This window comes from Mesorhizobium sp. 2RAF45, assembly GCF_052115225.1.
Classification (GTDB): domain Bacteria; phylum Pseudomonadota; class Alphaproteobacteria; order Rhizobiales; family Rhizobiaceae; genus Mesorhizobium; species Mesorhizobium jarvisii.
On record NZ_JBFRGG010000008.1, the window covers coordinates 64142 to 86096 of the forward strand.

Here is a 21955-nt window from a genome sequence, read left to right on the forward strand (position 1 = left end):
AAGTGTGGGTCAAGACGAGATGAACGACGAGCCGTTGCCACCGACCCGCTGCTCAGGCCGCCGCTAGTCTTCCATCCCCGACATAGGCCTGCAGCCAGGCCAGCACCCGGCCCCAACCCTCGGCATGCTCGGCCGCCGCATCGCTCAGGCCGGCAAAACCGCCATGGCAGATGGTGAGGCGCGTGCCCTTGGCGGTCGGCTCGAGCAGCCAGGCGACCGTGGTTTGCCGCCGGCCAAGCGTCGGATGGTCCCAGGCATAGGCCCGCGTCTGCACGATACGGCGCGGCGCTTCGATCTCGAGGAATTCGCCGCCGGCCGGCAGCTCCCTGCCGCCGGCAGTGCGGACGACGACCGTCCAGCGACCGCCGACGCGAAGGTCGGCCGACCAATCGGCCATCCGGTAGGTGTCGGCGGTCCCCCACCATTGCTCGATTTCTCTCGTGACCAGCGCGCGAAAGATGCGTTCCACAGGCGCTTCGATCTCGGCCGACGCCATGATCGTCTCGCCATTGGTCATGCTCTGTACCCCGAGGACGTGTATCATCGGTGCCTCCGTTTTGTTTCGGTATCGAAACGAGCCCTTCACCCTTTCGTTGGCGGGCGCTCGAAACCCTTGCCGGTCTCGAGCAGGCTCTTGAGGCTCGCCAACACCAGTGGCCAGCCCTTGCTGACATTCGGGATCAGCCGGTGCGGGCCGTCGGCCTCGTGGGTGACGGCCAGCTTCATCAGCTCGCCGTCCTGTTCGATTGTGAAGATGCAGCGCGTGTAGCCGTCTTCCTTGACCTCCGGCATCCATTCATTGCGCCATTTGATGACCAGGCGTCGCGGCGGGTCGATCTCGAGGATCTCGCCCGAGTCGGCGACGCGGCCGTCGGGGAAGATCAGTTTCCAGCTGGAGCCGACCTTCCACTCGCTCTCCTGATAGGAGCAGAGAAAGAACTGCCGGTTGAACTCCGGGTCGGTCAGCGCCTCCCAGAGTTTTTCGGCCGTGGTGCGAATGTAGGTCACGTAAACGAAGCTGTTGCTCATCAGTCTTCCCTTTCGAGGCGTTTCTTCAGATCACTCAATGCATCCAGCCGATGGCGCTCGAACTTGCCGATCCAGCGCTCGGCGATCTCGTTGATCGGGACCGGATTGAGGTAATGCTGCTTCTCGCGTCCCTTGCGGAGCGTGGTGACGAGGTTGGCTTCCTCCAGGATCGCCAAATGCTTGGTCACCGCCTGGCGCGTCATGTCCATCTCCGCGCACAGCGCGTTCAGCGTCTGCCCGTTCCGGGCATGGAGGTTGTCCAGCAATTGCCGGCGTGTCGGGTCGGCCAGGGCGCGAAAGACTGCATCCATGCTCATGGCTTTAATATGCAACCATTTGGTTGCATGTCAAGCGACAAGATCGCACGCCGCCGGCGGCTGGGCGCGGCCACGGGAGAAAAAAGTCAGCCTTTGCGGGAGAACCAGAAAGCGTCGGCCATGCGCTTCATGCCGATGCGTTCGTAGAAGCCGACGGCGTCGGGCATGGAGATCAGGCTGATGGCGACCGACGGCCCAAGCTGCCGTCGCGCCTCGTCCATCAGGCCCTTGCCGATGCCGAGCCCCTGCGCCGATCGGGAGACGGCGAGCTCGGAGATGTAGCAGACCCAGGAGAAGTCGGTGACTGCACGGGCCACGCCGATCAGCGGTTTGCCTTCGATATCGAGACGCGCGGTCAGCACGAGATTGGCGCCGGACAGCATCGCCCGCAGCCTGGCGGGATCATCGACAGGCCGCGTCTCGCCGAGGCCGGATTCCACCAGCACGCGGCGGAATTCGGCGATGTCGAGCGCGGACTCGCTTGTGTAGAGGACATGGGAGTTTTCAGCCATGCCGGTCAGACTGCATCATCGCCTCGCGAATTCGAAGTCGTTTTGTGGTACGCCCCTTGTGCCAGCGCGCACGAACAGTTGCCTTTTATTTGCCCTCGGCTTTGTGTAAACGGGGCGTCAGCAAATCCCCCGCAACGAAAACACGGGCCAAAGCCATGGAAAAATTCACCAAGCTCACCGGCGTCGCCGCTCCGATGCCGATCGTCAATGTCGACACCGACATGATCATCCCGAAGGATTATCTCAAGACGATCAAGCGCACCGGCCTCGGCACCGGCCTGTTCGCCGAAATGCGCTACAATGACGATGGTTCTGAAAATCCGGATTTCGTGCTCAACAAGCCGGCCTACCGCAAGGCGCAGATCCTGGTCGCCGGCGACAATTTCGGCTGCGGCTCGAGCCGCGAGCACGCGCCGTGGGCGCTGCTCGACTTCGGCATTCGCTGCGTCATCTCGACCTCGTTCGCCGACATTTTCTACAACAACTGCTTCAAGAACGGCGTGCTGCCGATCACCGTCAGCCCCGAAGATCTGGAGAAGCTGATGGACGACGCCTCGCGCGGCTCCAACGCCACTTTGTCGATCGATCTCGAAGCCAAGGAAATCCGCGGCCCCGATGGCGGCGTCGTCAAGTTCGACCTCGACGACTTCAAGCGGCACTGCATGCTCAACGGCCTCGACGATATCGGCCTGACCATGGAGAAGGCCGGCGCCATCGCCTCGTTCGAGAAGAAGAACGCCGAACAGCGTCCCTGGGCCTGAGCGGCACTGTCCGACGATAGGCCCGGCCGCGTTCCGGCCGGGTTTGGTGGCGACTGAAGGGAGGGACAGCCATGGCACGTTCGCTTCTTGCCGGCGTTTGCGGCTTGGCCTTGTTGCTGGTGCCCAGCGCGAGCGCCTTTGCGCAGACACAGACGCCCGCGGCAGCCCAGAAGCCAGCCGACCAGCCGGCGACCGACCAGGGATCGTCGAGCGACGCGGCGCCCGCCGACGACGACAAGCAGGCGCCGATAGCGTTCGAGGGCGGCCAGCTGACCATCACGCAGCCGGAGCAGGACGGCGAGAAGGTGCTCGCCTATGACGGCAAGCAGCTGGCCAGCAACTACGATGTCTTCTTCGACAAGATCGTGAAGATCGGCGACGTCAACGTGGCGCTGGTCGATGTCGGCGACGGCGGCAATCAATGCGGCCCGGCCAAGGTCATCGTCTGGAAGCCGAAGGACGGCGAGATCAAGACCACGACGGTCGAGCAGGACGAATGCGGCGCGCCGCCGGCGGCGATCTCCGACAGCGCCATCTATTTCGTGCCCTATCTGCTGCCGGGCGACGAGAAGCCGACCCTGCAATGGTCGCCGACCGAAGGCCTGACGACTTCCGGCAACCTCGCTTACACGCCCGAACCCGGCACCGACTGGAAGGATATCGATCCGTCGAAATACGACAACATCATCGATGCCTTCCACAACGAGGCTGTCTACAAGGCGGCCAAGGCGCTGCTCGGCGACACCATGCCCGACATGGCGACCAGCCTGCTGGTCGGCGGCGGCACGGAAAAGACGGCCTCCGGCGCCTTTTACGCCACCGGCTGCGTGCCGCATGATTGCGGCGGCAATGACGGCTTCATGGCGGTCGATCCGGCCAAGCACACGGTCTATTTCTCGCGGCGTGGTGACGATGGCGCGCCAGCGGCCTGGCCGCCGCTCAAGGACTGGCCGGACGATATCAAGAAGGCGCTCGACGACGCGCAGGCGTCGGGGAACTAGGGCACTAGCGTTGCGCGACGGCCAACAGAGCTTCGTCATCCACTGGTCTGCGCCGCGTCGCTTCGCTCTTTGCTACGCCCCAGGATGACGACGGGAGGGATACCCCGACTAATCTCCGAGGCAGCACTTCGCCGCGTCGTGACAATGGTCCGCCCTGCTTGGCCCACGACCCGCGCCGCGCCGCCTGCTAGACGCAGGCCCACAATCCAAGGAGGCCTCCCATGCGCAAACTGATCTCCACCGGTTCGCCCTTCGAGAAGACCGCCGGCTATTCGCGCGCGGTGGTGCAGGGCGACTGGTGCTTCGTCTCCGGCACGACCGGCTATGATTACGCGACGATGACGATGCCGGAAACGGTCGAGGCGCAGACGCGCAACTGCCTGGCGACGATCGGCAAGGCGCTGGCCGACGGCGGCTTCGAGATATCAGACGTGGTGCGGGCGCATTACTACATCACCGACCAGGCCTTCGTGGATGTGGTCTTCCCGATCCTGGGCGAGACATTCGGCGACATCAGGCCGGCGGCGACAATGATCGTGTGCCAGCTCAACAAGCCGGAAATGAAGATCGAGATCGAAGTCACGGCGCTGCGGCGCTCGGCTCCGAGGCGCTGAGACCATGAAGGTCCGGCGCATCGTGGCCAATATCGAGACGCAGGACGCGGCGGCGGCGAAACGCTTCTACCATGACGTGCTTGGCCTCGACATGCTGATGGATCAGGGCTGGATCGCCACCTACGGCTCCGCGGAAAAGATGCAGGTGCAGGTCTCCTTCATGGCGCAAGGCGGCTCCGGCACGCCGGTGCCGGACCTGTCGATCGAGGTCGACGATGTCGAGGCGGCACTTCAAGGCATGCTGGCCGCCGGCTTCGCCATCGAATACGGTCCGGCCGACGAACCGTGGGGTGTGCGGCGCTTCTATGTGCGCGATCCCCTGGGCCGGCTGGTCAACATTCTCTCACATCGGTGATCGTGGTTCTGAACCGCAGGCTTGCGCCGCAAGCGCTTGGCGTTTAGCAAGGCCGCGGTTCAAATTCTTTCTGGGACGGTTTCTCCATGGCAACGAAGCATCTTTTCCTGCTCCCCGGCGACGGCATCGGCCCCGAGGCCATGGCCGAGGTCAAGAAGCTGATATCGGCCATGAACGAAAAGCTCGGCAGCGGCTTCGCCACCGATGAGGGCCTGGTCGGCGGCTGCGCCTACGACGCGCATGGGGCGGCAATCTCCGATGCCGACATGGCCAAGGCGATGGCCGCGGACGCGGTGCTGTTCGGCGCCGTCGGCGGACCCAAATGGGATGCCGTGCCTTACGAGGTGCGCCCCGAGGCCGGCCTGCTGCGGCTGCGCAAGGACATGGAGCTGTTCGCCAATCTGCGTCCCGCCATTTGCTATCCGGCGCTCGCGGCGTCCTCCTCGCTCAAGCAGGAAGTGGTCGAAGGCCTCGACATCCTCATCGTGCGCGAGCTGACCGGCGGCGTCTATTTCGGCGAGCCCAAGCAGATCATCGATCTCGGCAACGGCCAGAAGCGCGGCATCGACACGCAGGTCTACGACACGTTCGAGATCGAGCGCATTTCGGGCGTCGCCTTCGAGCTCGCGCGGACGCGTCGCAATCATGTCACCTCGATGGAAAAGCGCAACGTCATGAAATCGGGCGTGCTGTGGAACGAGGTCGTCACCCAGACGCACAAGGCGCGCTATTCCGACGTCAAGCTCGACCACATGCTGGCCGATGCCGGCGGCATGCAGCTGGTGCGCTGGCCAAAACAGTTCGACGTCATCGTCACCGACAATCTGTTCGGCGACATGCTGTCCGATATCGCCGCCATGCTGACCGGCTCGATCGGCATGCTGCCGTCGGCTTCGCTCGGCGCGCCCGACGTCAAGACCAAGAAGCGCAAGGCGCTCTACGAGCCCGTGCACGGCTCGGCACCCGACATCGCCGGCAAGGGCATCGCCAACCCGATCGCCATGATCGCTTCCTTCGCCATGTGCCTGCGCTATTCCTTCGGCATGGTCGATGAAGCCGACAGGCTGGAAGGCGCGATCGCCGCCGTGCTCGATCAGGGCCTGCGGACGAAGGACATTTTCTCGCCGGGCATGACCGAAGTCGGCACGGTCGAGATGGGCGATGCGATCATCGCCAAGTTCCTGGGCTAAGGCGTGTCGATATTCAGGTGAGGCCGGCCTGCGAATGACGGCTGCCTCGCTTCCGGTGCTCGCGTACTTCAAGTACGCTCCGCTCCGGTTCTCGGCAGTCGCCATTCTCGGCTCGGCCTGACCTGAATCTCAACACACCTTGGCGCAGGACCTCCCGGTTTAGCGGATCTCGCCGGCCAGCTGCTGCAGCAGGCCGACGAACTGTGCTTCGTCCACCGGTTCGAAAAAGGCCGCGTCGGCGGTCTCCACGGCAACGATGGCGCGCTGTGCGGCGGCCGCCCCGGCCGGGGTGACGCGGATCACCTTGGCACGCGAATCCCTGGGGTCGGCTTCCCGCGCGATCAGTCCCTTGGCCTCGAGCCGGGCAACAACGTCCGACGTCATCTTCACCTCGGTGCCGGCCTGGGCGGCGAGCTGCACCTGGTTGGGCGGCTCGCCATTGCGGCCGAGCCACATGGCCGAGGCCAAGAGCACGAACTGGACATGAGTCAGGTCGAGCGGCGCCAGCGCCGCCGTCATGACGCGCTGCCAGCGCATGGTGGTTCGCCACAACAACAAGCCCGGGCTCTCCGAAGGTCCGCTGAAGCGCGTTTTCAAATCCTGTCCATCAGCCACCCGTCGCAAACTCCTTTGCCTGCTCGAACAATTTAGCCATCGAGGCGTCGAAATCGCCGCTGATCTGCGGACCGAGTTCGGGTCCGACCTCGGCGGCCGAAGGGCCGGAAATTTCGAGCCGGTGCGTCACCTGCGTGCCGCCTTCGACCGGCACCAGCGTATGCCTGAACAGCAGCTTGGTGTCACCGAACGACGTCTCGTCGGCATAGGTGAAATTATCGACGAGATCGACGATGGTCGATTCAAACGTGTCCTGCCCGACCGGCGTCACCGAAACACGGGTGCCCTTGGCGAACGGGCCGTGCAGCACGAAAGTGTCGGACCCTTCATAGGTCAGGCGGCCCTCGTGCAACGCCTTCAGCGCATTCCAGACGGCTGCTGCGGGAAGGGAGGAAATCGCGGTGTATTCATTGCTCCACATTGTCTTGGCTCCATTCATCCTGGCTGATCGATCATTAGATCTGTGCACAGACTATCTGTGCGCGGATTAAATAGCAAGAGGAATCTTGCTGCTCCGCCTGGATGGTGCAACTCCTTGTTTTTATGCAGTTTCGATCGGCATGCTGCCGAAGTCGCTAAACTCTGACCCCCGTCGGCACCGGTCCCCACTGGTTTTCGCCCGCCTGAGACGGCACAAGCCCAAAGACCAGCACGGCCACCCCGCCGATAGCCGGGATGAAGCAGATCAACACAAGCCAGCCACTCAGGCCGATGTCGTGAAGACGCCGCACGACAAGCGCGATCCACGACCAGCCGAATGCCAGTGTAAAGATAACAGCGGGTAGGAACCCTATCGAGCTTTTGCCCGCGTTGATGCCGAAACCGTTGATGGCCAGATTGACGAGTATCCCGAAGCCAACAAGTGCTAACTGCACAAGGATAAAGCATAGCCAAAAGGCCCAGAATTCCCTGCGGCGGCCGCGTCCGTCGAAATTGAAATAGTTCACGCTCACCGTGCACAGGAAGTACGCCCACAGGCCCGTGGAACGAGTGGGCCCGTTTTCGCCGGTACGGTCAGACTGGCCGGGGGTTGACGACGGCGTGGTTGAGGCCACGGCGGCTATATTGTGAGCCGTCCCATCATCTGGCTGGAATTCGACAAGAGTGCCCCTGACGAGGGTCACCTCATGGCTCAGATCGCTACGGGCAACATGTAGCGTTTGCCGTCAACCCCATTGATGTAACCGAAATCCTGATCCTGGTCGAAGTGATAGACCGTGCCACGCATACTTTGCCCCCGTCATGCCGAGCGGGGACTCTACCTAAAGTTGCAAGTAGTTGCAAGATGCACGTTTAGGTTAGATCCTGACCCCCGCCGGCACAGGCCCCCACTGGTTTTCGCGCCCTTGTGTCGGGATGAGCGCAAAGACCAGGATGATCAGGCTGCCGAAGGTCGGGATCAGGAGGAGCAGGCAGAGCCAGCCGGTCAGGCCGAGGTCGTGCAGGCGGCGCACGATCATGCCGAGGCTGGGCAGGAAGGTGGCCAGCAGGAAAAGGCCGAAAAGCCCCACCGTCATCGCCGGCACCTCGGCGTTGTCGAAATTGCCGATCTCGGCATCGGTGAAAACGCCGATGCCGACGATCACCAGCAACGCGATCGTCCAGAACAGGCAATAGCCCCAATATTCCTTGCGGCGGGCGCGGCCGGCGAAATTGAAGTAGTTCCGGGTAACGCCGCCCCAGAAATAGGACCAGAGGTCGGTGGGCTCTGGGGGCTCGGACGTCCGGCCGAAATGCTGCGCCGGCGATGCGACGGCAGTAGGTGCGGGACCGGCTTGAGCCGGTGCGCGAATGGTGCCGGCGGCCGGGCTTGCCGCCTGGGCGGCGATCGAGAAAACGTCACGCGCCTGGCCGCCGCCCGGCTGGAATTCCACCGTTGTGCCCTTGGCCATCGCGGTTTGCCGGCGAAGGTTCTCGCGGGTGAATGTGTAGCGGTTGCCGTCGGCTCCGGTGATGAAGCCGAAACCCTGGTCTTCGTCATAGTGAAGCACTTCGCCACGCATCGCCCACCCCCTTGTCGCCGCGTCCCCGCCAAGGTGTGGCACAGGGCCGATCCCATGGGCAACACCGTGCGGCATGGCTACCATATTAGCGGCAAATCAAGCATAAGGCTTCACTTGCAGCCGTCTTCGACAAAGCAGATCATGACAGTCGAGCATTCCGATGCCAGCGCCGGGACCGAGGGTAGGCAGGTCGCAAGGCCGCCGAGGTATGCCCCTGCACTGGCCATCGATGCCACCGGCCTGATGTTCTGCCCGCCGGGCAAGGGCCTGGCGGGCATTCCACGGGTGGAGAGCTTTCTCGTCAACGCTGCATTGGCGGATCCCGACCCAGACGTGGAGGTGGTGGCGTTCAGGCCAGGCGAAGGCCGGTTCCGGCCGCTCGCGCCTTTCGAACAGGACCATGTCGCGGCGGGCGAGATTTCACCGCATCGTGTCAAGCGGTGGCCGGGGAGACGCATGGCGCTGTCGCAGGCTTTCGAGGCGGTGCGGCAACAGCCCTGGGACAAGCGTGACGCGGACCGCCATCTGGCCAGGACGGTGACCAATGGCGGCATGGGGATCGCCTGGCAGGTGACGCGGCTGTTGATCCGCACTTATCGCCTGTACCAGCGGGCGCGGATCCGCTTTGGCTTGCGAGAAGATGCCCCAGCCCGGCCGGCCGAGACGGAGCCCGGCCTTGTGCTGATCAGCCATCACATCCTGACCCAGGAAGACCGGTCCGCCGTTTCGGGCGGCGCCGGCAAGCCTGCCTTCCTGTGCCACGATATCATCCCGGCATTGCGCCCCGACCTGATCGGCTCGAGCGCCGGCGAGCGCCGTTTCGGCTCCGATCTCGAGCAGCTCGTGCGCGCCGGTGCGCCGGCATTCTGCGCTTCCGACGAGGTCGGCGCGACGCTGACCGAATATATGCGCAAGGCCGGCATCGGCGCGCCGGTGGTGTACCGGTTTCCGATGCCCTCCATCCTGCACGACACGGCATCGCGCATGGGCAGCACCTCGCGCATCGAGGCCGGCGAGCCGTTCGTGTTCTATTGCTCGACCATCGAAGTGCGCAAAAACCACATATTGCTGGCGCGGATCTGGCAGCAGGCGCGCGAAGAGGGCGTCAAGCTGCCAAGGCTTGTCTGCGCCGGGCGCTGGGGCTGGATGATCGAACCGCTGCGCGCTTTTCTCAAGGCGCATCCCGAACTGCTCCAGTCGGTCACTTTCACCGGGTTGGTCAGCGACGAGCAGCTCATCGGCTATTATCGCAGCGCCACGTTCGGCGTTTTTCCCTCGCATATAGAGGGCTGGGGCTATGGCGCCTCGGAATGCCTCGATTTCGGCGTTCCGGTCATCGTGTCGACGGCGCCGTCGCTGATCGAGGCGAGCGGCGGGCTGATGCCGGCGATCGATTCCGAAGACCAGGCCGGCTGGTACGCCGCCATCCGCAAGATGGCTGAGGATCACGCCTGGCGCTCCTCTTTGGCGGAGCGCATCGCCCAAAACCATCGGCCGACGCCGGCGGCCGCTAGCTGGTCGGCCATCAAGGCCGGGCTGCAGGAGAGCGCGTCCCGGCGTTTATAGGGTTATGAAGGCCGCTTCTTCGGCTTCTTGTGCTTTGGCGGGCTGGCATTGTCGAATTTCGGCTTGCCCGGCTTTTTTGCCCATGGCTTTGCCTCATGCGCGGCTGCCGGGCGCTGATCGACTGAAGCCGGCGCGCGCTTCTCGAATTTGCGCTTCGGCGCGTTCGGGTCGAATGGCGCCTTGCCGCGATGCGGCTTCTTGTCGGGGCTGGGTGGCTGATGGCCGGCCCGCGACAGGTCCGGCGTGCCGTCCAGCCGCTTGACCAGGATGTTGCCCTGCAATTTGCGGTCGGGACCGATGGCGGCGAGAAAACGGTCGGCCCAGTCTGCGGCGATCTGCACGAAGGTTTCTTCCGGCTGCATCTTGATGGCGCCGATCTCGCGCTTGGAGATGCTGCCGGTGCGGCACAGCATCGGGATCAGCCAACGCGGCTCGGCATTCTGCCGGCGGCCGACCGACAGCGAGAACCAGACGCTGGCGCCGAAATCGTCGCGGCGGCTCGGCGCCTCGTCGCGCTGCGCGAATTTTTCGCCGGCCGGTCTTTCGCGTGAAGGCGTGAAAGGCGCGACGTCCATGAGATCCTCGGGCGCCGAGCGGCTGGCGCGGCACTGGCGCACGAAGGCGGCCGCCACCTGTTCGGCGCCATGCCGGCTGAGAAGCGCGTCGATGAAAGCGCGCTCATCGTCCTTCACCGGCTCGTCGAAGGCCGGATCGGCGAGGATGCGCTCGTCGTCGCGGCGGATCACGTCGTCGGCGGAGGGCGGACTCGCCCATGTCGCCTTGAGGCCGGCGTTCTGCAACAGGCGCTCGGTGCGCCTGCGGGCGCTGCCTGGCACGATCAGTGCGCTGACGCCCTTGCGCCCGGCGCGGCCGGTGCGGCCGCTGCGATGCAGCAGCGTCTCGGGATTGGTCGGCAGATCGGCGTGGATGACCAGTTCGAGGTTGGGCAGATCGATGCCGCGCGCCGCGACATCGGTGGCGATGCAGACTTTCGCACGGCCGTCGCGCATCGCCTGCAGCGCATGGCTGCGCTCGTTCTGGCTGAGTTCGCCCGAAAGCGCCACGACGGAAAAATTGCGGTTGTTGAAGCGCGCGGTCAAATGATTGACGGCGGCGCGTGTGTTGCAGAACACCAGTGCGTTCTTCGCCTCATAGAAACGCAGCACGTTGATGATGGCGTTCTCGCGGTCGGCCTGGGCGACGTTGAGCGCGCGGTATTCGATGTCGAGATGCTGCTTTTCCTCGCCGGCGGCGGAGATGCGCACGGCATCGCGCTGGTAGCCTTGCGCCAGCGTGGCGATCGAGCGCGGCACGGTGGCCGAGAACATCAGCGTGCGGCGTTCGGCCGGCGCGGCGTCGAGTATGAACTCGAGATCCTCGCGAAAACCGAGATCGAGCATCTCGTCGGCCTCGTCGAGCACCACCGCTTTCAGCGCCGACATGTCGAGCGATTGCCGTGTGATGTGGTCGCGCAGCCGCCCGGGCGTGCCGACGACGATATGGGCGCCGCGCTCCAGCGCGCGCCGCTCGGTGCGCATGTCCATGCCGCCGACGCAGGACGCCACCGTGGCGCCGGTCGGCTCGTAAAGCCATTCGAGTTCACGCGTCACCTGCAGCGCCAGTTCGCGCGTCGGCGCCACCGCCAATGCCAGTGGCGCTGTCGCATGGCCAAAGCGCTCGGCGCCGTCGAGAAGCGTCGGCGCCATGGCAAGGCCGAAGGCCACGGTCTTGCCGGAGCCGGTCTGCGCCGATACCAGAGCATCGGCGGACCCAAGTTCCAGCACCGCCTTCTGCACCGGTGTCAGTGCGGAATAGCCGCGTTTTTCCAGCGCCTGTGCCAGCGCCGGGACGATACCTTCAAAGTTGGACATCTCGCTCTTTCGGAATTCAGGGGTCTGCGCTCATCATGGAGCACGGGCCGGGGCCGGCGCCGCGCCAGCCAAACAATCTTGGCCGTTCGTACTTCCTGCCGCCGCTCTTGTACAGGGCGCGCCATGAAGGCCATGCGACGCGCAGCGCATTGACTCCTGCCGCAAACCGCGTAAAAGCCCGCTTCGAACGGGATCGTTTTTCGATGCGCGGCCTTTCGATGGCTCTTCTTGCATTCGATGCCCCCAGCCTCAATGCGAACCATTGGGCCGGGCGCCTCGGCTCGTCTCCTCGTTCCAGCAAAACCACGGCCAAAACCACCACCAAAACGGTGTGATTCCCTTGGCCTAACCACCCTCTCCCGGGTTCGGCCCGGGGGACGGAACCCGCATTGGCCGGCGGGTTTTCTCCAAAAACCAAGCGGAGAGGGACAGGAGATCTTTATGAGTTTCAAGGTTGCAGTCGTCGGCGCCACGGGCAATGTGGGCCGGGAAATGCTCAACATACTGGAAGAGCGCGGCTTTCCGGTAAGCGAAGTGGTGGCGCTGGCGTCGCGGCGCAGCCAGGGCACGGAAGTGTCGTTCGGCGACCGCACGCTGAAGGTCAAGGCGCTCGACCAGTATGATTTTTCCGACACCGACATCTGCGTCATGTCGGCCGGCGGCAATGTCTCCAAGGAATGGTCGCCGAAGATCGGCAAGCAGGGTTGCGTCGTCATCGATAATTCGTCGGCCTTCCGCTATGACCAGGACGTGCCGCTGATCGTGCCGGAGGTGAACCCGGACGCGATCTCGCTGTTCACGCGCAAGAACATCATCGCCAACCCGAATTGCTCGACCGCGCAGCTGGTCGTGGCGCTGAAGCCGCTGCACGATTTCGCCACCATCAAGCGCGTCGTGGTTGCCACCTACCAGTCGGTGTCGGGCGCCGGCAAGGAAGGCATGGACGAGCTGTTCACGCAGACCCGCGCGGTGTTCGTCGCCGACCAGGTGGACGTCAAGAAGTTCACCAAGCGCATCGCCTTCAACGTCATTCCGCATATCGACGTCTTCCTCGACGACGGCTTCACCAAGGAAGAGTGGAAGATGGTCGCCGAGACCAAGAAGATGCTCGATCCCAAGATCAAGCTGACGGCGACCTGCGTGCGCGTGCCGGTGTTCATCGGCCATTCGGAAGCGGTCAACATCGAGTTCGAGAAGCCGATCACCGCCGACGAGGCGCGCGACATCCTGCGTGATGCTCCCGGCTGCCAGGTCTTGGACAAGCGCGAGGACGGCGGCTATATCACGCCGCTGGAATCGGCCGGCGAGGACGCCACCTTCATCTCGCGCATCCGCGAGGATTCGACCGTCGACAACGGCCTGTCGATGTGGATCGTCTCCGACAATCTGCGCAAGGGCGCCGCGCTCAACGCGGTGCAGATCGCCGAGCTTCTGGTCGAGCGCGGCCTGATCCAGCCGAAGAAGAAGGCGGCGTAGTTTACCGGTCACGGGCCGTATCGCCGCTGCCGCGGCGGGCCCTCCGCGAGGGCGCCGGACGACCGGCGGCCCGCGGTCGCGGGCTCGGCCTTCGGCCGGGGCGCTTCTTCCTTCTCCCCCTGTGGGAGAAGGTGGATCGGCGCGAAGCGCCAGATGGGGGGTTCCAGCGGAGTGAGACGTTGGGGTTCCCTTCATGACTAGCGCTCAGCCCGTAGATACCATCCTGCGTCCGGCCATCGGCTCGGACGCTGCCGCCATCGCGACCATGATGCGGGCGGCGCTCAGCTCCTTCGACTGGATGCCGGTGCTGCATACGCCGGAGGAAGACCTTTTMTTCATCCGCGATATCGTGCTGCCACGGCAGCAGGTGACGGTCGCTGAGGCCGGCAAGGTGATTGCCGGTTTCATTGCCGTCAGCGGCGATTGGGTGGAGCAGCTCTACCTCGACCCGGCCTGGACGGGGCAAGGCATCGGCAGCCGGTTGCTGACGGACGCCACCGCTGCCCTGCCGGTCACCAAACTCCATTGCTTCCAGGCCAACACCGGCGCCCGGCGTTTTTACGAGCGCCACGGGTTCCGCGCCGAGTCGTTTGGCGACGGCATGACCAATGAGGAAGGCCTGCCGGATATTCTGTATGTCCGCAGGCGCTGACGCCTTACTCCACCCGTCCGTTCTCTATCGCCAGTCCACGCAGCAAGATCATCGCCTCCTCGGCCCGTTCCGCCGGCACGAACAGATGGTCGTGATAGAAAGCCGAGACCGGATTGACGCCCATGCCGGCGCTAGCCAGCCGCGTGGTGATGGCGGCGAGGAAGCCGACGGCTTCCAGCGATGAGTGGATGTTCAGCGTGATCATCCGGCAGCGGAACGAGGCGCTTAGTGCGGCGGCCTTCGCCGCGTCCTCGGTCACGATCAGCGTCGTGCCCTCGCGCTCGCGAAACACCATCACCGGGTCGAGGTCCTCCGGCTGGGGAACCCCAGGCGCCAGCATGGCGAAGACATGGATGCCGCCGAGCAGTTCCGGTGTCATCGATGCCAACAATGTCTTCAGGTCGGTCTCGCCGGTCATTTCTCTCGCCTGAAAAGGAACGGGCACAGGCTTCTCAATATCGGCAACCGGCACACGCCGATAGTCCGCGCGCACGACATGGCGATGTCGCTGGTGGCCGGGCTTGCGGATCTGTCGCATCGCACAATAGAGCAGCTGAGGGCCGATGCCGGTCCGTGAAAGGCCGTCCATGATCGTTCGCCCGCGCCCCAACTTCCTGCAGCTGTTCTTCATCATGCGCGGCTCCGTGGTGCCGCGCATCCTGCCGCAGATCTTTGGGTTCGCCGTCTATTCGGCGGTCATCCTGGCCCTGGCGCGATGGTTCGAGCTCGATCTCGGCGTCTTCAACATCACGCCGTTCGGGCTGGTGGGCGTGACGCTGTCCATCTATCTGTCGTTCCGCAACAACGCCGCCTATGACCGCTGGTGGGAAGCGCGCAAGCTGTGGGGCACGCTGGTCTTCGAGATCCGCAACCTGGCGCGGGCCACGACCAGCCTCATTCCCGATCCGGCCGAACAGCGCGCCTTGCTGATGGAGGCGCTGGCCTTCTGCCATTTCCTGCGCGGCCAGTTGCGCAAGATCGACAGCATCAAGGATGCCCGCGCCTTCATCGACGCCGAGGCGGATACGGTCGCGACTTTCGCCAATCCGGCGGACGAGATGGTCCGGCGCATGGGACGGCGCGCCAATGCGCAGCGCCGGGCGGGCGACGTCGATCCGATCGGCTTTCGCATTCTTGATGAGAGGCTGGCGTCGATATCAGCCATCCAGGCCGGCTGCGAGCGGATCGCCGGCACGCCCTTGCCTTTCGCCTATACACTGCTCGTGCACCGCACGGCCTATATCGTCTGCCTGCTTCTGCCCATCGGGCTGATCTCGACCACCGGCTGGGCGACGCCGCTGTTCACGGCGCTGATCGCCTACACCTTCTTCGGCCTCGATGCGCTTTCGGAGGAGCTCGAAGACCCGTTCGGCACCGAAGCCAACGACCTCGCGCTCGACGGCCTGTGCCGCGTTTGCGAGATCTCGGTCTTCGAGGCGCTGGGGGAGGCGCCGCCGAAGTTGCTGCCGGCCGAGAAGTTCTATTTTTCGTAGAATCTGGACTGGCCTGCTTGCCGGCCAAAGGACGGATCGAAAAAACCCAGCCCCCTGTAGGATCGCCGCCTCATGCCGCGTCCTTGGTTCGACCCCGGCGAAAGGGGTTCGAACCATCAGGAGGGAACACCGATGAGCATTTCCGAAACCGCGCCTGTCTCGTCCGGCGCCTTGTGGACCGGCCGTGTGCTCAGCGGCATCATCATCCTGTTCATGATCTTCGACGGCGCCATCAAGCTGCCGCCGCTCGATGTCGTCACCCAGACGATGGTGCCGCTCGGCTGGCCGGCCGACGCCAACGTCGCGCGCCTGCTCGGCGTCATCGGCCTCATCGCGACCGCGCTCTACGCGCTGCCGCGCACATCGGTGCTCGGCGCCATCCTGCTCACCGCCTATATGGGCGGCGCCATCGCCACCAATGCGCGGATCAGCAATCCGCTATTCTCGCACACGCTGTTCGGCGTCTACCTCGGTGTCATCCTGTGGGGCGGCCTCTATCTGCGCGACCCCAAGGTGCGCGCACTGATCCCGTTCAGCCGATAGTTTTTCAGGTATTTTTCCGGGAGAGAAAAATGTTCAGCACCATCCTCATCATCCTGGTCGTCATCATCGCCGCGGTCCTCATCTATGCCGCGACACGGCCGAACGATTTCGTCGTCACCCGCACGGCCAGCATCAAGGCGCCGCCAGAGGCGATCTTCCCTCTGATCAACGATTTCGGCCGCTGGCCGACATGGTCGCCCTACGAGAAGCTCGACCCGAACATGAAGCGCACGCTCTCCGGCGCGCCAAGCGGCAAGGGCGCCGTCTATGCCTGGGAAGGCAATGGCAAGGCCGGCAAGGGACGCATGGAGATCGTCAATTCGGTGCCGTCGTCGCAGGTCGCGCTCAAGCTCGATTTCGAGAAGCCGTTCCGCGCCAACAACAGCGTCGACTTCACCTTGACGCCATCGGGCGAAACCACCGCCGTCTCCTGGGCGATGCGGGGCAGCCGGCCCTTCATCGCCAAGTTGATGGGCTTGTTCAAGAATTTCGACACGCTGATCGGCCGGGATTTCGAGGTCGGCCTCGCCAATCTGAAGCGCAACGCCGAGGCATGATGCGAACGGGCACGGCCGTTCGCGGGAAGTCGCCCGGGCGAGCGGCACCACGATCTTCATTCTCTCTTGGATCAAATTAGCCGTCTGCGAGTTAAGCACTTGGCGGAGCGATGGCGATCCCCCTGTGAGAGGAACTAAAATGAAGAAAATCATGACCATTCTGGTACTGACGATGGCGTTGGGCGCGTGCTCGCAGACGGAAAAAGGCGCTGCAATAGGCGGCCTTGGTGGTGCCGCGGTCGGCGCGGCCGTGGCCGGTGATCCGGTCCAGGGCGCCGTCGTCGGAGGCGCTGTCGGCGCCGTGGCGGGTGCCTTGATTGGCCACGCCAGCGAAAGTGGCCAGTGCCGCTACCGCGACCGTCATGGTCGTGTCTATGTCGACCGCTGCCCAAGTGGCTATTGAGCAGCGACCAGCACTGAAGACAGCAAAACGGCGGGCACTGGCCTGCCGTTTTCGTCTGAAACCGCCCTACAACAAGTCCCTGATGAATTCCCAGGCTTCTTGACCGAGACGCGCATCGGCTTGGTCATTGCCGCCATGGGCGTGCAATGCGGAGCGTGGGGTGGTTTCACCCGGCAAGAGAATGCGGTGGCCGGCTCCAGGGCTCGAAACGAGGCGCGTGGTCTTTCCGGCATCCTCCCGACGCCGAACAATCGACCGGGCAAAGTCGAGGGATGGCCACAGCGCGTCGTCGCCGCCCGCGACGAGCACAAGCCTCGCCGAGATAGTCTCGACGCGAATGGCGGCCTTGTCGGCCTCCTGCTCGAAGCTTGCCAGGCAATGCTCGAACAGCCCCCTGTAGGACACAAGGCCATCGACGTGGCTCGTGCGCCAGTTCGGCTCGGTCGGAACGAACGGGAGCGGGACCCCCTTCAGCGTCCATGACGATCGCTCGGGCCAACTGATGCCGTCGTCGCCCGGCCCGATATTGCCCCAGACCACCGATGTCGGGCTGATCGCGGCCACGGCATCGATGCGTGGGTCGTGAACCGCCGCGAGCAAGGCCGCCTCGGCGCCCTTGGACGTGCCGACATAGACGATGCGCCGGCAGCCCAGTCCGACAAGATGGTCGGTCGCGGCGAAAAAAATCTCGAGCGGGATTTCGCAGATGCCGGGAATCTGACCTTCGCCGCCGAACCACCGGAGCGCCAGGGCGGACGCGCCCTCGCCGGCAAACAGCCGCGCGCGGGCGACGTCGACACGGCCGCTCGATCCGCCCAGCACCACGACGCCCGTTTTGGCGTCGGCGTATCGCAGCAGCGTTCCGGCAACGCCGCCGGACAGGATTTCTTCGGTGACTGCCGGTTCGTCCATCCGACCCGTCGGCGCCTCAGCGAGGCGTGGTCGGCCGGGACCTATTCGCACAGAACCGCGCTACGGCCAGCCAAATCATCGAATGCTGAAGGGTGCCGAGTCCGCAACCGTACCGTCGATAGACAGATCAACACGATAGGTGCCAACTGGCCACCCCGCCGTCGGCTTGCTGAGTTGCGAATCCGCCTCGGTGTTCTCTCCGACATTGAGGTCAACCTTGTCGATCGTGTAGTTGGCCGGCGCAACGCCATGAGAATCGATCGAAATCCAGGAGAATGTGATCGTCGACGTGGCCGGGATGTCCACCAGGTCAGCCGATAAATAGACGACCGGTGTGTCCGCGGGGAACTCGCTCTGGGCCTCGCCTCCCTTCGTCGCTGAAACGACGATGTTGTCGAAACCGGCCGCTTGGGCTGGCATGTCAAGGGTTAGCGCCGCCAGGGCCGCGATGGCCAGAACCAGAACTGATTTCAAGACTCACACCTCTCTGAAGCCGGAAGAAAATCAACGTCGCGGTGCTTCGTCAAGTGGGACGCAGCGGTGCCGGGGCGAGATAGGACCAAACAGCAAAACGGCGGGCACAGGCCCGCCGTTTTGTCGATGCGATGAAGCGATATTTATTCGGCGGTGGCGGCTTCCGCCTCGGCCGGTGCCGCGGACGCGGCCGCGACAGCAGCGGCAGCGTCTTCCTGCGCCTTCTTCAAAAGGGCAGCGCGTTCCTGCGCCTTCTTGCCCGGCTCGGCCTTCTTCGGGTTGGAGCGGGCGTCGCGCTTGGCAAGGCCGGCCTCGTCGAGGAAGCGCAGCACGCGGTCGGTCGGCTGGGCGCCGTGCGACAGCCAGTGCTTGACGCGGTCGGCGTCGACCTTGACGCGCTCGCCGTCCTTCGGCAGCAGCGGGTTCCACGAGCCGAGCGACTCGATGAACCGGCCGTCGCGCGGCGAACGGGCGTCGGCGACGACGACGTGGTAGTAAGGACGCTTCTTCGAGCCCGCACGGGCCAGTCTGATCTTCAGTGCCATTTCTTATCTCCTAAAAGCTCTGATTTCGCTGATATGGTTTCGGCTAAATCTTTGGTTTCAGCCGGTTTTCGTCACGCCGTTGGCAGCGGCGATCTGTTCGTGGTGGCGGATCACTTCGCGGACGACGAAGTTGAGGAATTTCTCCGCGAAATCGGGGTCGAGATGCGCGTCCTTGGCCAGCTGGCGCAGACGGGCGATCTGCTGCTGCTCGCGCGCCGGGTCGGCCGGCGGCAGGCCATGCTCGGCCTTCAGCACGCCGACCGCCTTGGTGCAGCGGAAGCGCTCGGCCAGCATGTGGATGAGGGCGGCGTCGATGTTGTCGATCGAAGCGCGGTAGCCTGCCAGGATGGTGCGGGCGTCGGCCATGTCCTTTTCTTCGTTCATCCGTATTCTCACTTCTTCTTGCCAAGGCCCGGCAGTCCGCCTCCGCCGAGGCCGGGAAGCCCCGGAAGTTTCATGCCGCCGGGCAGGCCAGGCAGCCCGCCGCCGGGGGCGGGCAGGCCCTTCATGCCGCCGAGACCGGCGGCCTGCGCCTGCTTCTGCAAGGCTTCGAGCTGCTTTGGGTCCATCTTCGACAAATCGGGCATGCCGCCCATGCCGCCCATGCCGCCGGGCATCATGCCGCCGAGACCCATCTTGGAGGCAAGGCCGCCCATCATGCCGCGCATCAGGCCGCCGCCTTTGCCCTTGCCGCCCATCGCCTTCATCATGTCGGCCATGCCGCGATGCATCTTCAACAGCTTGTTGATCTCGGCGGCGTCGGTGCCGGAGCCGGCGGCGATGCGCTTCTTGCGCGAGTGTTTCAGAATATCGGGATTGGCGCGCTCTGCCTTGGTCATCGAGGAGATGATGGCGAGCTGGCGGCCGAACATCTTGTCGTCGAGGCCGGCGGCGGCCATCTGGTCCTTCATCTTGCCCATGCCGGGCATCATGCCCATGATGCCACCCATGCCGCCCATTTTCGACATCTGCTGAAGCTGCTGGGCGAGATCGTTCAGGTCGAACTTGCCCGACTGCATCTTCTTGGCCATCGCCGCCGCCTGCTCGGCGTCGATGTTCTCGGCGGCCTTCTCGACCAGCGAGACGATATCGCCCATGCCGAGGATGCGGTCGGCGATGCGCTTGGGGTGGAATTCCTCCAGCCCATCCATCTTTTCGCCGGTGCCGATCAGCTTGATCGGCTTGCCGGTGACGGCGCGCATGGAAAGGGCGGCACCGCCGCGGCCATCGCCGTCCATGCGGGTCAGCACAAGGCCGGTGATGCCGACGCGCTCGTCGAAGCTTTTGGCCAGGTTGACGGCGTCCTGGCCGGTCAGCGAATCCGCGACCAGCAGGATCTCGTGCGGGCTCGACACCTTCTTGATGTCGGCCATCTCGACCATCAGCGGCTCGTCGATATGGGTGCGGCCGGCGGTGTCGAGGATGACGACGTCATGGCCGCCGAGCTTGGCCGCCTGCACGGCGCGCTTGGCGATGTCGACCGGGTTCTGGCCAGCAATGATCGGCAGCGTCGCGACCTTGGTCTGCTCGCCGAGCTGGCGCAACTGCTCCTGCGCGGCGGGCCGCCGCGTGTCGAGCGAGGCCATCAGAACCTTCTTGTTCTGGCGCTCGGTCAGCCGCTTGGCGATCTTGGCCGACGTGGTCGTCTTGCCGGAGCCCTGCAGGCCGACCATCATGATAACGACCGGGGCCGGCGCATTGAGGTCGATGGCGACGCCCTCGGCGCCCAGCATATCGACCAGCTCGTCATGGACGATCTTGACGACCATCTGTCCGGGCTTGATCGACTTCAGCACCGCGGCGCCGACGGCCTTCTCGCGCACCTTGTCGGTGAAGGACCGCACCACTTCGAGCGCCACGTCGGCCTCGAGCAGCGCACGGCGCACCTCGCGCAGCGCCGCCGAGACATCAGCCTCGGAAAGCGCGCCGCGGCCGGTGAGGCCGTTCAGGATGGAGCCAAGACGCTCCTGCAGCGATTCAAACATCTTGCGTCCTTCGATCTCGGTTCATTCGACCCGAGAGGTAATGCGTTCGCGCCAACTGTCCAAGCAAAAGCAAAGCCCAAAACCAAAAAGCACCCGGGGGCGCATTGCGCTGCCGGGTGTTGGCCTCCAGGATCTATTTACAGCACGGCCTCATAGAGGCTTCGGCGTCCTGGTCGGCTTGCTCGGAGGGATACTCGTCGCGGAATTCGAGGCGTGTAGACAGGAAATCGGCCGAAGAGTCAAGACAAGGGCCGGGCGGCGACAGTCTCCAAGTCCTGACCGGGCCATGATCGTGGCATCAGGAAGCTCGACGCCGCCCCTCATCTGCCTGCCGGCATCTTCTCCCCGTATAGTGACGGGGAGAAGGACGCCTTCGCAAAGGGTGGCGCTTCCCAATACAGGCAACCTGTTGCCGCCTTGGCGACCGCCGATTTCTGTCAACGCACCACGTACATGATGCGCCGTGTCTGCGGGTCGATCAGCGCTGGCTGACCGTTCACATAGACATAGCGGTAGTTGTAGTCGGGAATTTCGCGCAGCTCGACCGTGTCGGGCAGGGTCGCGCCGGTCACAACCTCACCGTCGAGATAGACGGGGTCGAGGCGATGCGTATCGACATAGGTGCGGACCTCGGCCGGAGGCGGGGGAAAGGCGTCCTCGGCCGGCTGGCCGGCGACGATGGCACCGGTATAGTCGGTCGAATAATTGCCGATGTCTTCCGGCGGCGAGACGATTGCCACACTGGAGCCGTGCGGACGCTGCGTCAGGATCACCCGGCTGCCGCTGAAATCGGCCGTCACATAGTCGGAATAGACCCAGCCCTGGCCGCCGGCTTCGGCGATGGTGCACCATTTGCTGTTTTCGATGCAGCCATTGAGCGTCGCCGACTGGCCGGACGCGAGAACGCCGATGACCGGATATTGCGGACCGGGGCCGGCGCGCACGTTGAGGTCGGTGACGGCCGAGACGGCGGTGTCGGCAAAGGCAGCGCCCGACATCACGGTCATCATCCCGGCGATTGCGGGCAACAAGACGGATTTCATGGTCTCACTCCGTTTTCATGGTCCCTCGGCGGTGAAAA

At 64.3% G+C, this 21955-nt stretch carries 29 protein-coding genes; 13 read left to right on the plus strand and 16 right to left on the minus strand.

Annotated elements, in window-relative coordinates:
• Positions 1 to 52: 52 nt before the first annotated feature.
• The 4 genes from AB4Z43_RS20915 to AB4Z43_RS20930 all read right to left on the minus strand — a co-directional run bounded on the left by AB4Z43_RS20915 (position 53) and on the right by AB4Z43_RS20930 (position 1858).
• Complete coding sequence (locus AB4Z43_RS20915; RefSeq protein ID WP_441938856.1) at positions 53 to 544, minus strand: SRPBCC family protein; 492 nt, start codon at positions 542 to 544, stop codon at positions 53 to 55.
• 38 nt (positions 545 to 582) lie between these two features.
• The gene (locus AB4Z43_RS20920) at positions 583 to 1029 is read right to left on the minus strand and encodes an SRPBCC family protein (RefSeq protein WP_441938857.1); all 447 of its coding nucleotides are present in this window, start codon (positions 1027 to 1029) and stop codon (positions 583 to 585) included.
• Positions 1029 to 1340: an ArsR/SmtB family transcription factor gene (locus AB4Z43_RS20925; RefSeq protein ID WP_064987727.1), complete on the minus strand. Its 312-nt coding sequence runs from the start codon at positions 1338 to 1340 to the stop codon at positions 1029 to 1031. The genes AB4Z43_RS20920 and AB4Z43_RS20925 overlap by 1 nt, the downstream gene beginning before the upstream one ends.
• A 92-nt stretch (positions 1341 to 1432) precedes the next feature.
• Entirely contained in the window at positions 1433 to 1858 is a 426-nt protein-coding gene (locus AB4Z43_RS20930) for a GNAT family N-acetyltransferase (protein ID WP_441938858.1), read from the minus strand.
• Between the two features lie 155 nt (positions 1859 to 2013).
• On the opposite strand from AB4Z43_RS20930, the gene leuD reads away from it, so the two are divergent.
• From leuD to leuB, 5 genes are all read left to right on the plus strand, one after another.
• Positions 2014 to 2619 (plus strand): 3-isopropylmalate dehydratase small subunit, encoded by a 606-nt coding sequence (gene leuD, locus AB4Z43_RS20935; RefSeq protein WP_019862120.1) that lies wholly within the window; start codon positions 2014 to 2016, stop codon positions 2617 to 2619.
• Positions 2620 to 2690: 71 nt separating this feature from the next.
• Entirely contained in the window at positions 2691 to 3620 is a 930-nt protein-coding gene (locus tag AB4Z43_RS20940) for a hypothetical protein (protein WP_441938859.1), read from the plus strand.
• 221 nt (positions 3621 to 3841) lie between these two features.
• Complete coding sequence (locus tag AB4Z43_RS20945; RefSeq protein WP_019862118.1) at positions 3842 to 4234, plus strand: RidA family protein; 393 nt, start codon at positions 3842 to 3844, stop codon at positions 4232 to 4234.
• A gap of 4 nt (positions 4235 to 4238) precedes the next feature.
• Positions 4239 to 4589, plus strand: a complete 351-nt coding sequence (locus AB4Z43_RS20950; RefSeq protein ID WP_441938860.1) for a VOC family protein — start codon at positions 4239 to 4241, stop codon at positions 4587 to 4589.
• Positions 4590 to 4675: 86 nt separating this feature from the next.
• Positions 4676 to 5779, plus strand: coding sequence for a 3-isopropylmalate dehydrogenase (leuB, locus tag AB4Z43_RS20955; protein WP_142886434.1), 1104 nt, complete (start codon positions 4676 to 4678; stop codon positions 5777 to 5779).
• 159 nt (positions 5780 to 5938) lie between these two features.
• Here leuB and AB4Z43_RS20960 read toward each other — a convergent pair whose 3' ends face one another.
• The 4 genes from AB4Z43_RS20960 to AB4Z43_RS20975 all read right to left on the minus strand — a co-directional run bounded on the left by AB4Z43_RS20960 (position 5939) and on the right by AB4Z43_RS20975 (position 8397).
• Entirely contained in the window at positions 5939 to 6316 is a 378-nt protein-coding gene (locus tag AB4Z43_RS20960; RefSeq protein WP_223217834.1) for a MarR family winged helix-turn-helix transcriptional regulator, read from the minus strand.
• 70 nt (positions 6317 to 6386) lie between these two features.
• Positions 6387 to 6815 carry a polyketide cyclase gene (locus tag AB4Z43_RS20965; RefSeq protein WP_441938861.1) on the minus strand — a complete coding sequence of 143 codons (429 nt, stop codon included), beginning with the start codon at positions 6813 to 6815 and terminating at the stop codon, positions 6387 to 6389.
• Between the two features lie 154 nt (positions 6816 to 6969).
• Positions 6970 to 7341 carry a DUF805 domain-containing protein gene (locus AB4Z43_RS20970; RefSeq protein WP_244748333.1) on the minus strand — a complete coding sequence of 124 codons (372 nt, stop codon included), beginning with the start codon at positions 7339 to 7341 and terminating at the stop codon, positions 6970 to 6972.
• Positions 7342 to 7692: 351 nt separating this feature from the next.
• Positions 7693 to 8397, minus strand: a complete 705-nt coding sequence (locus tag AB4Z43_RS20975) for a DUF805 domain-containing protein (protein ID WP_441938862.1) — start codon at positions 8395 to 8397, stop codon at positions 7693 to 7695.
• 141 nt (positions 8398 to 8538) lie between these two features.
• On the opposite strand from AB4Z43_RS20975, the gene AB4Z43_RS20980 reads away from it, so the two are divergent.
• Positions 8539 to 9963, plus strand: coding sequence for a glycosyltransferase (locus AB4Z43_RS20980; RefSeq protein ID WP_441938863.1), 1425 nt, complete (start codon positions 8539 to 8541; stop codon positions 9961 to 9963).
• A gap of 2 nt (positions 9964 to 9965) precedes the next feature.
• On the opposite strand, the gene AB4Z43_RS20985 is transcribed toward AB4Z43_RS20980, so the two are convergent.
• Entirely contained in the window at positions 9966 to 11834 is a 1869-nt protein-coding gene (locus AB4Z43_RS20985; RefSeq protein ID WP_441938864.1) for a DEAD/DEAH box helicase, read from the minus strand.
• 35 nt (positions 11835 to 11869) lie between these two features.
• On the opposite strand from AB4Z43_RS20985, the gene AB4Z43_RS20990 reads away from it, so the two are divergent.
• The 3 genes from AB4Z43_RS20990 (at position 11870) to AB4Z43_RS21000 (ending at position 13962) form a co-directional block, all read left to right on the plus strand.
• Positions 11870 to 12169: a hypothetical protein gene (locus AB4Z43_RS20990; protein WP_441938865.1), complete on the plus strand. Its 300-nt coding sequence runs from the start codon at positions 11870 to 11872 to the stop codon at positions 12167 to 12169.
• Between the two features lie 106 nt (positions 12170 to 12275).
• Positions 12276 to 13310, plus strand: a complete 1035-nt coding sequence (locus tag AB4Z43_RS20995; protein ID WP_069090534.1) for an aspartate-semialdehyde dehydrogenase — start codon at positions 12276 to 12278, stop codon at positions 13308 to 13310.
• A gap of 193 nt (positions 13311 to 13503) precedes the next feature.
• Positions 13504 to 13962, plus strand: a complete 459-nt coding sequence (locus AB4Z43_RS21000; RefSeq protein ID WP_441938866.1) for a GNAT family N-acetyltransferase — start codon at positions 13504 to 13506, stop codon at positions 13960 to 13962.
• Positions 13963 to 13966: 4 nt separating this feature from the next.
• Here the strand turns inward: AB4Z43_RS21000 and AB4Z43_RS21005 are convergent, their stop codons facing one another.
• Positions 13967 to 14380 (minus strand): ACT domain-containing protein, encoded by a 414-nt coding sequence (locus tag AB4Z43_RS21005; RefSeq protein ID WP_441938933.1) that lies wholly within the window; start codon positions 14378 to 14380, stop codon positions 13967 to 13969.
• A 169-nt stretch (positions 14381 to 14549) separates the two neighbouring features.
• On the opposite strand from AB4Z43_RS21005, the gene AB4Z43_RS21010 reads away from it, so the two are divergent.
• From AB4Z43_RS21010 to AB4Z43_RS21025, 4 genes are all read left to right on the plus strand, one after another.
• Complete coding sequence (locus tag AB4Z43_RS21010) at positions 14550 to 15455, plus strand: bestrophin family protein (RefSeq protein WP_441938867.1); 906 nt, start codon at positions 14550 to 14552, stop codon at positions 15453 to 15455.
• 132 nt (positions 15456 to 15587) lie between these two features.
• A complete protein-coding gene (locus AB4Z43_RS21015) occupies positions 15588 to 15998 on the plus strand; it encodes a DoxX family protein (RefSeq protein ID WP_069090532.1) in 411 nt (136 codons plus the stop codon).
• Positions 15999 to 16027: 29 nt separating this feature from the next.
• Positions 16028 to 16555 (plus strand): SRPBCC family protein, encoded by a 528-nt coding sequence (locus AB4Z43_RS21020; protein WP_441938868.1) that lies wholly within the window; start codon positions 16028 to 16030, stop codon positions 16553 to 16555.
• A gap of 139 nt (positions 16556 to 16694) precedes the next feature.
• Positions 16695 to 16958 carry a YMGG-like glycine zipper-containing protein gene (locus tag AB4Z43_RS21025; RefSeq protein ID WP_019862099.1) on the plus strand — a complete coding sequence of 88 codons (264 nt, stop codon included), beginning with the start codon at positions 16695 to 16697 and terminating at the stop codon, positions 16956 to 16958.
• A 66-nt stretch (positions 16959 to 17024) separates the two neighbouring features.
• Here AB4Z43_RS21025 and AB4Z43_RS21030 read toward each other — a convergent pair whose 3' ends face one another.
• From AB4Z43_RS21030 to AB4Z43_RS21055, 6 genes are all read right to left on the minus strand, one after another.
• A complete protein-coding gene (locus AB4Z43_RS21030) occupies positions 17025 to 17870 on the minus strand; it encodes an acyl-CoA thioester hydrolase/BAAT C-terminal domain-containing protein (RefSeq protein ID WP_441938869.1) in 846 nt (281 codons plus the stop codon).
• A gap of 75 nt (positions 17871 to 17945) precedes the next feature.
• Positions 17946 to 18344, minus strand: coding sequence for a hypothetical protein (locus AB4Z43_RS21035; RefSeq protein ID WP_038650664.1), 399 nt, complete (start codon positions 18342 to 18344; stop codon positions 17946 to 17948).
• A gap of 143 nt (positions 18345 to 18487) precedes the next feature.
• A complete protein-coding gene (gene rpsP, locus AB4Z43_RS21040) occupies positions 18488 to 18889 on the minus strand; it encodes a 30S ribosomal protein S16 (protein WP_019862097.1) in 402 nt (133 codons plus the stop codon).
• 57 nt (positions 18890 to 18946) lie between these two features.
• Positions 18947 to 19273 (minus strand): chorismate mutase, encoded by a 327-nt coding sequence (locus AB4Z43_RS21045; RefSeq protein WP_019862096.1) that lies wholly within the window; start codon positions 19271 to 19273, stop codon positions 18947 to 18949.
• 8 nt (positions 19274 to 19281) lie between these two features.
• Positions 19282 to 20874, minus strand: coding sequence for a signal recognition particle protein (gene ffh, locus AB4Z43_RS21050; protein WP_064981513.1), 1593 nt, complete (start codon positions 20872 to 20874; stop codon positions 19282 to 19284).
• Between the two features lie 437 nt (positions 20875 to 21311).
• The gene (locus AB4Z43_RS21055; protein WP_020629086.1) at positions 21312 to 21917 is read right to left on the minus strand and encodes a DUF1236 domain-containing protein; all 606 of its coding nucleotides are present in this window, start codon (positions 21915 to 21917) and stop codon (positions 21312 to 21314) included.
• Between the last annotated feature and the right edge of the window lie 38 nt (positions 21918 to 21955).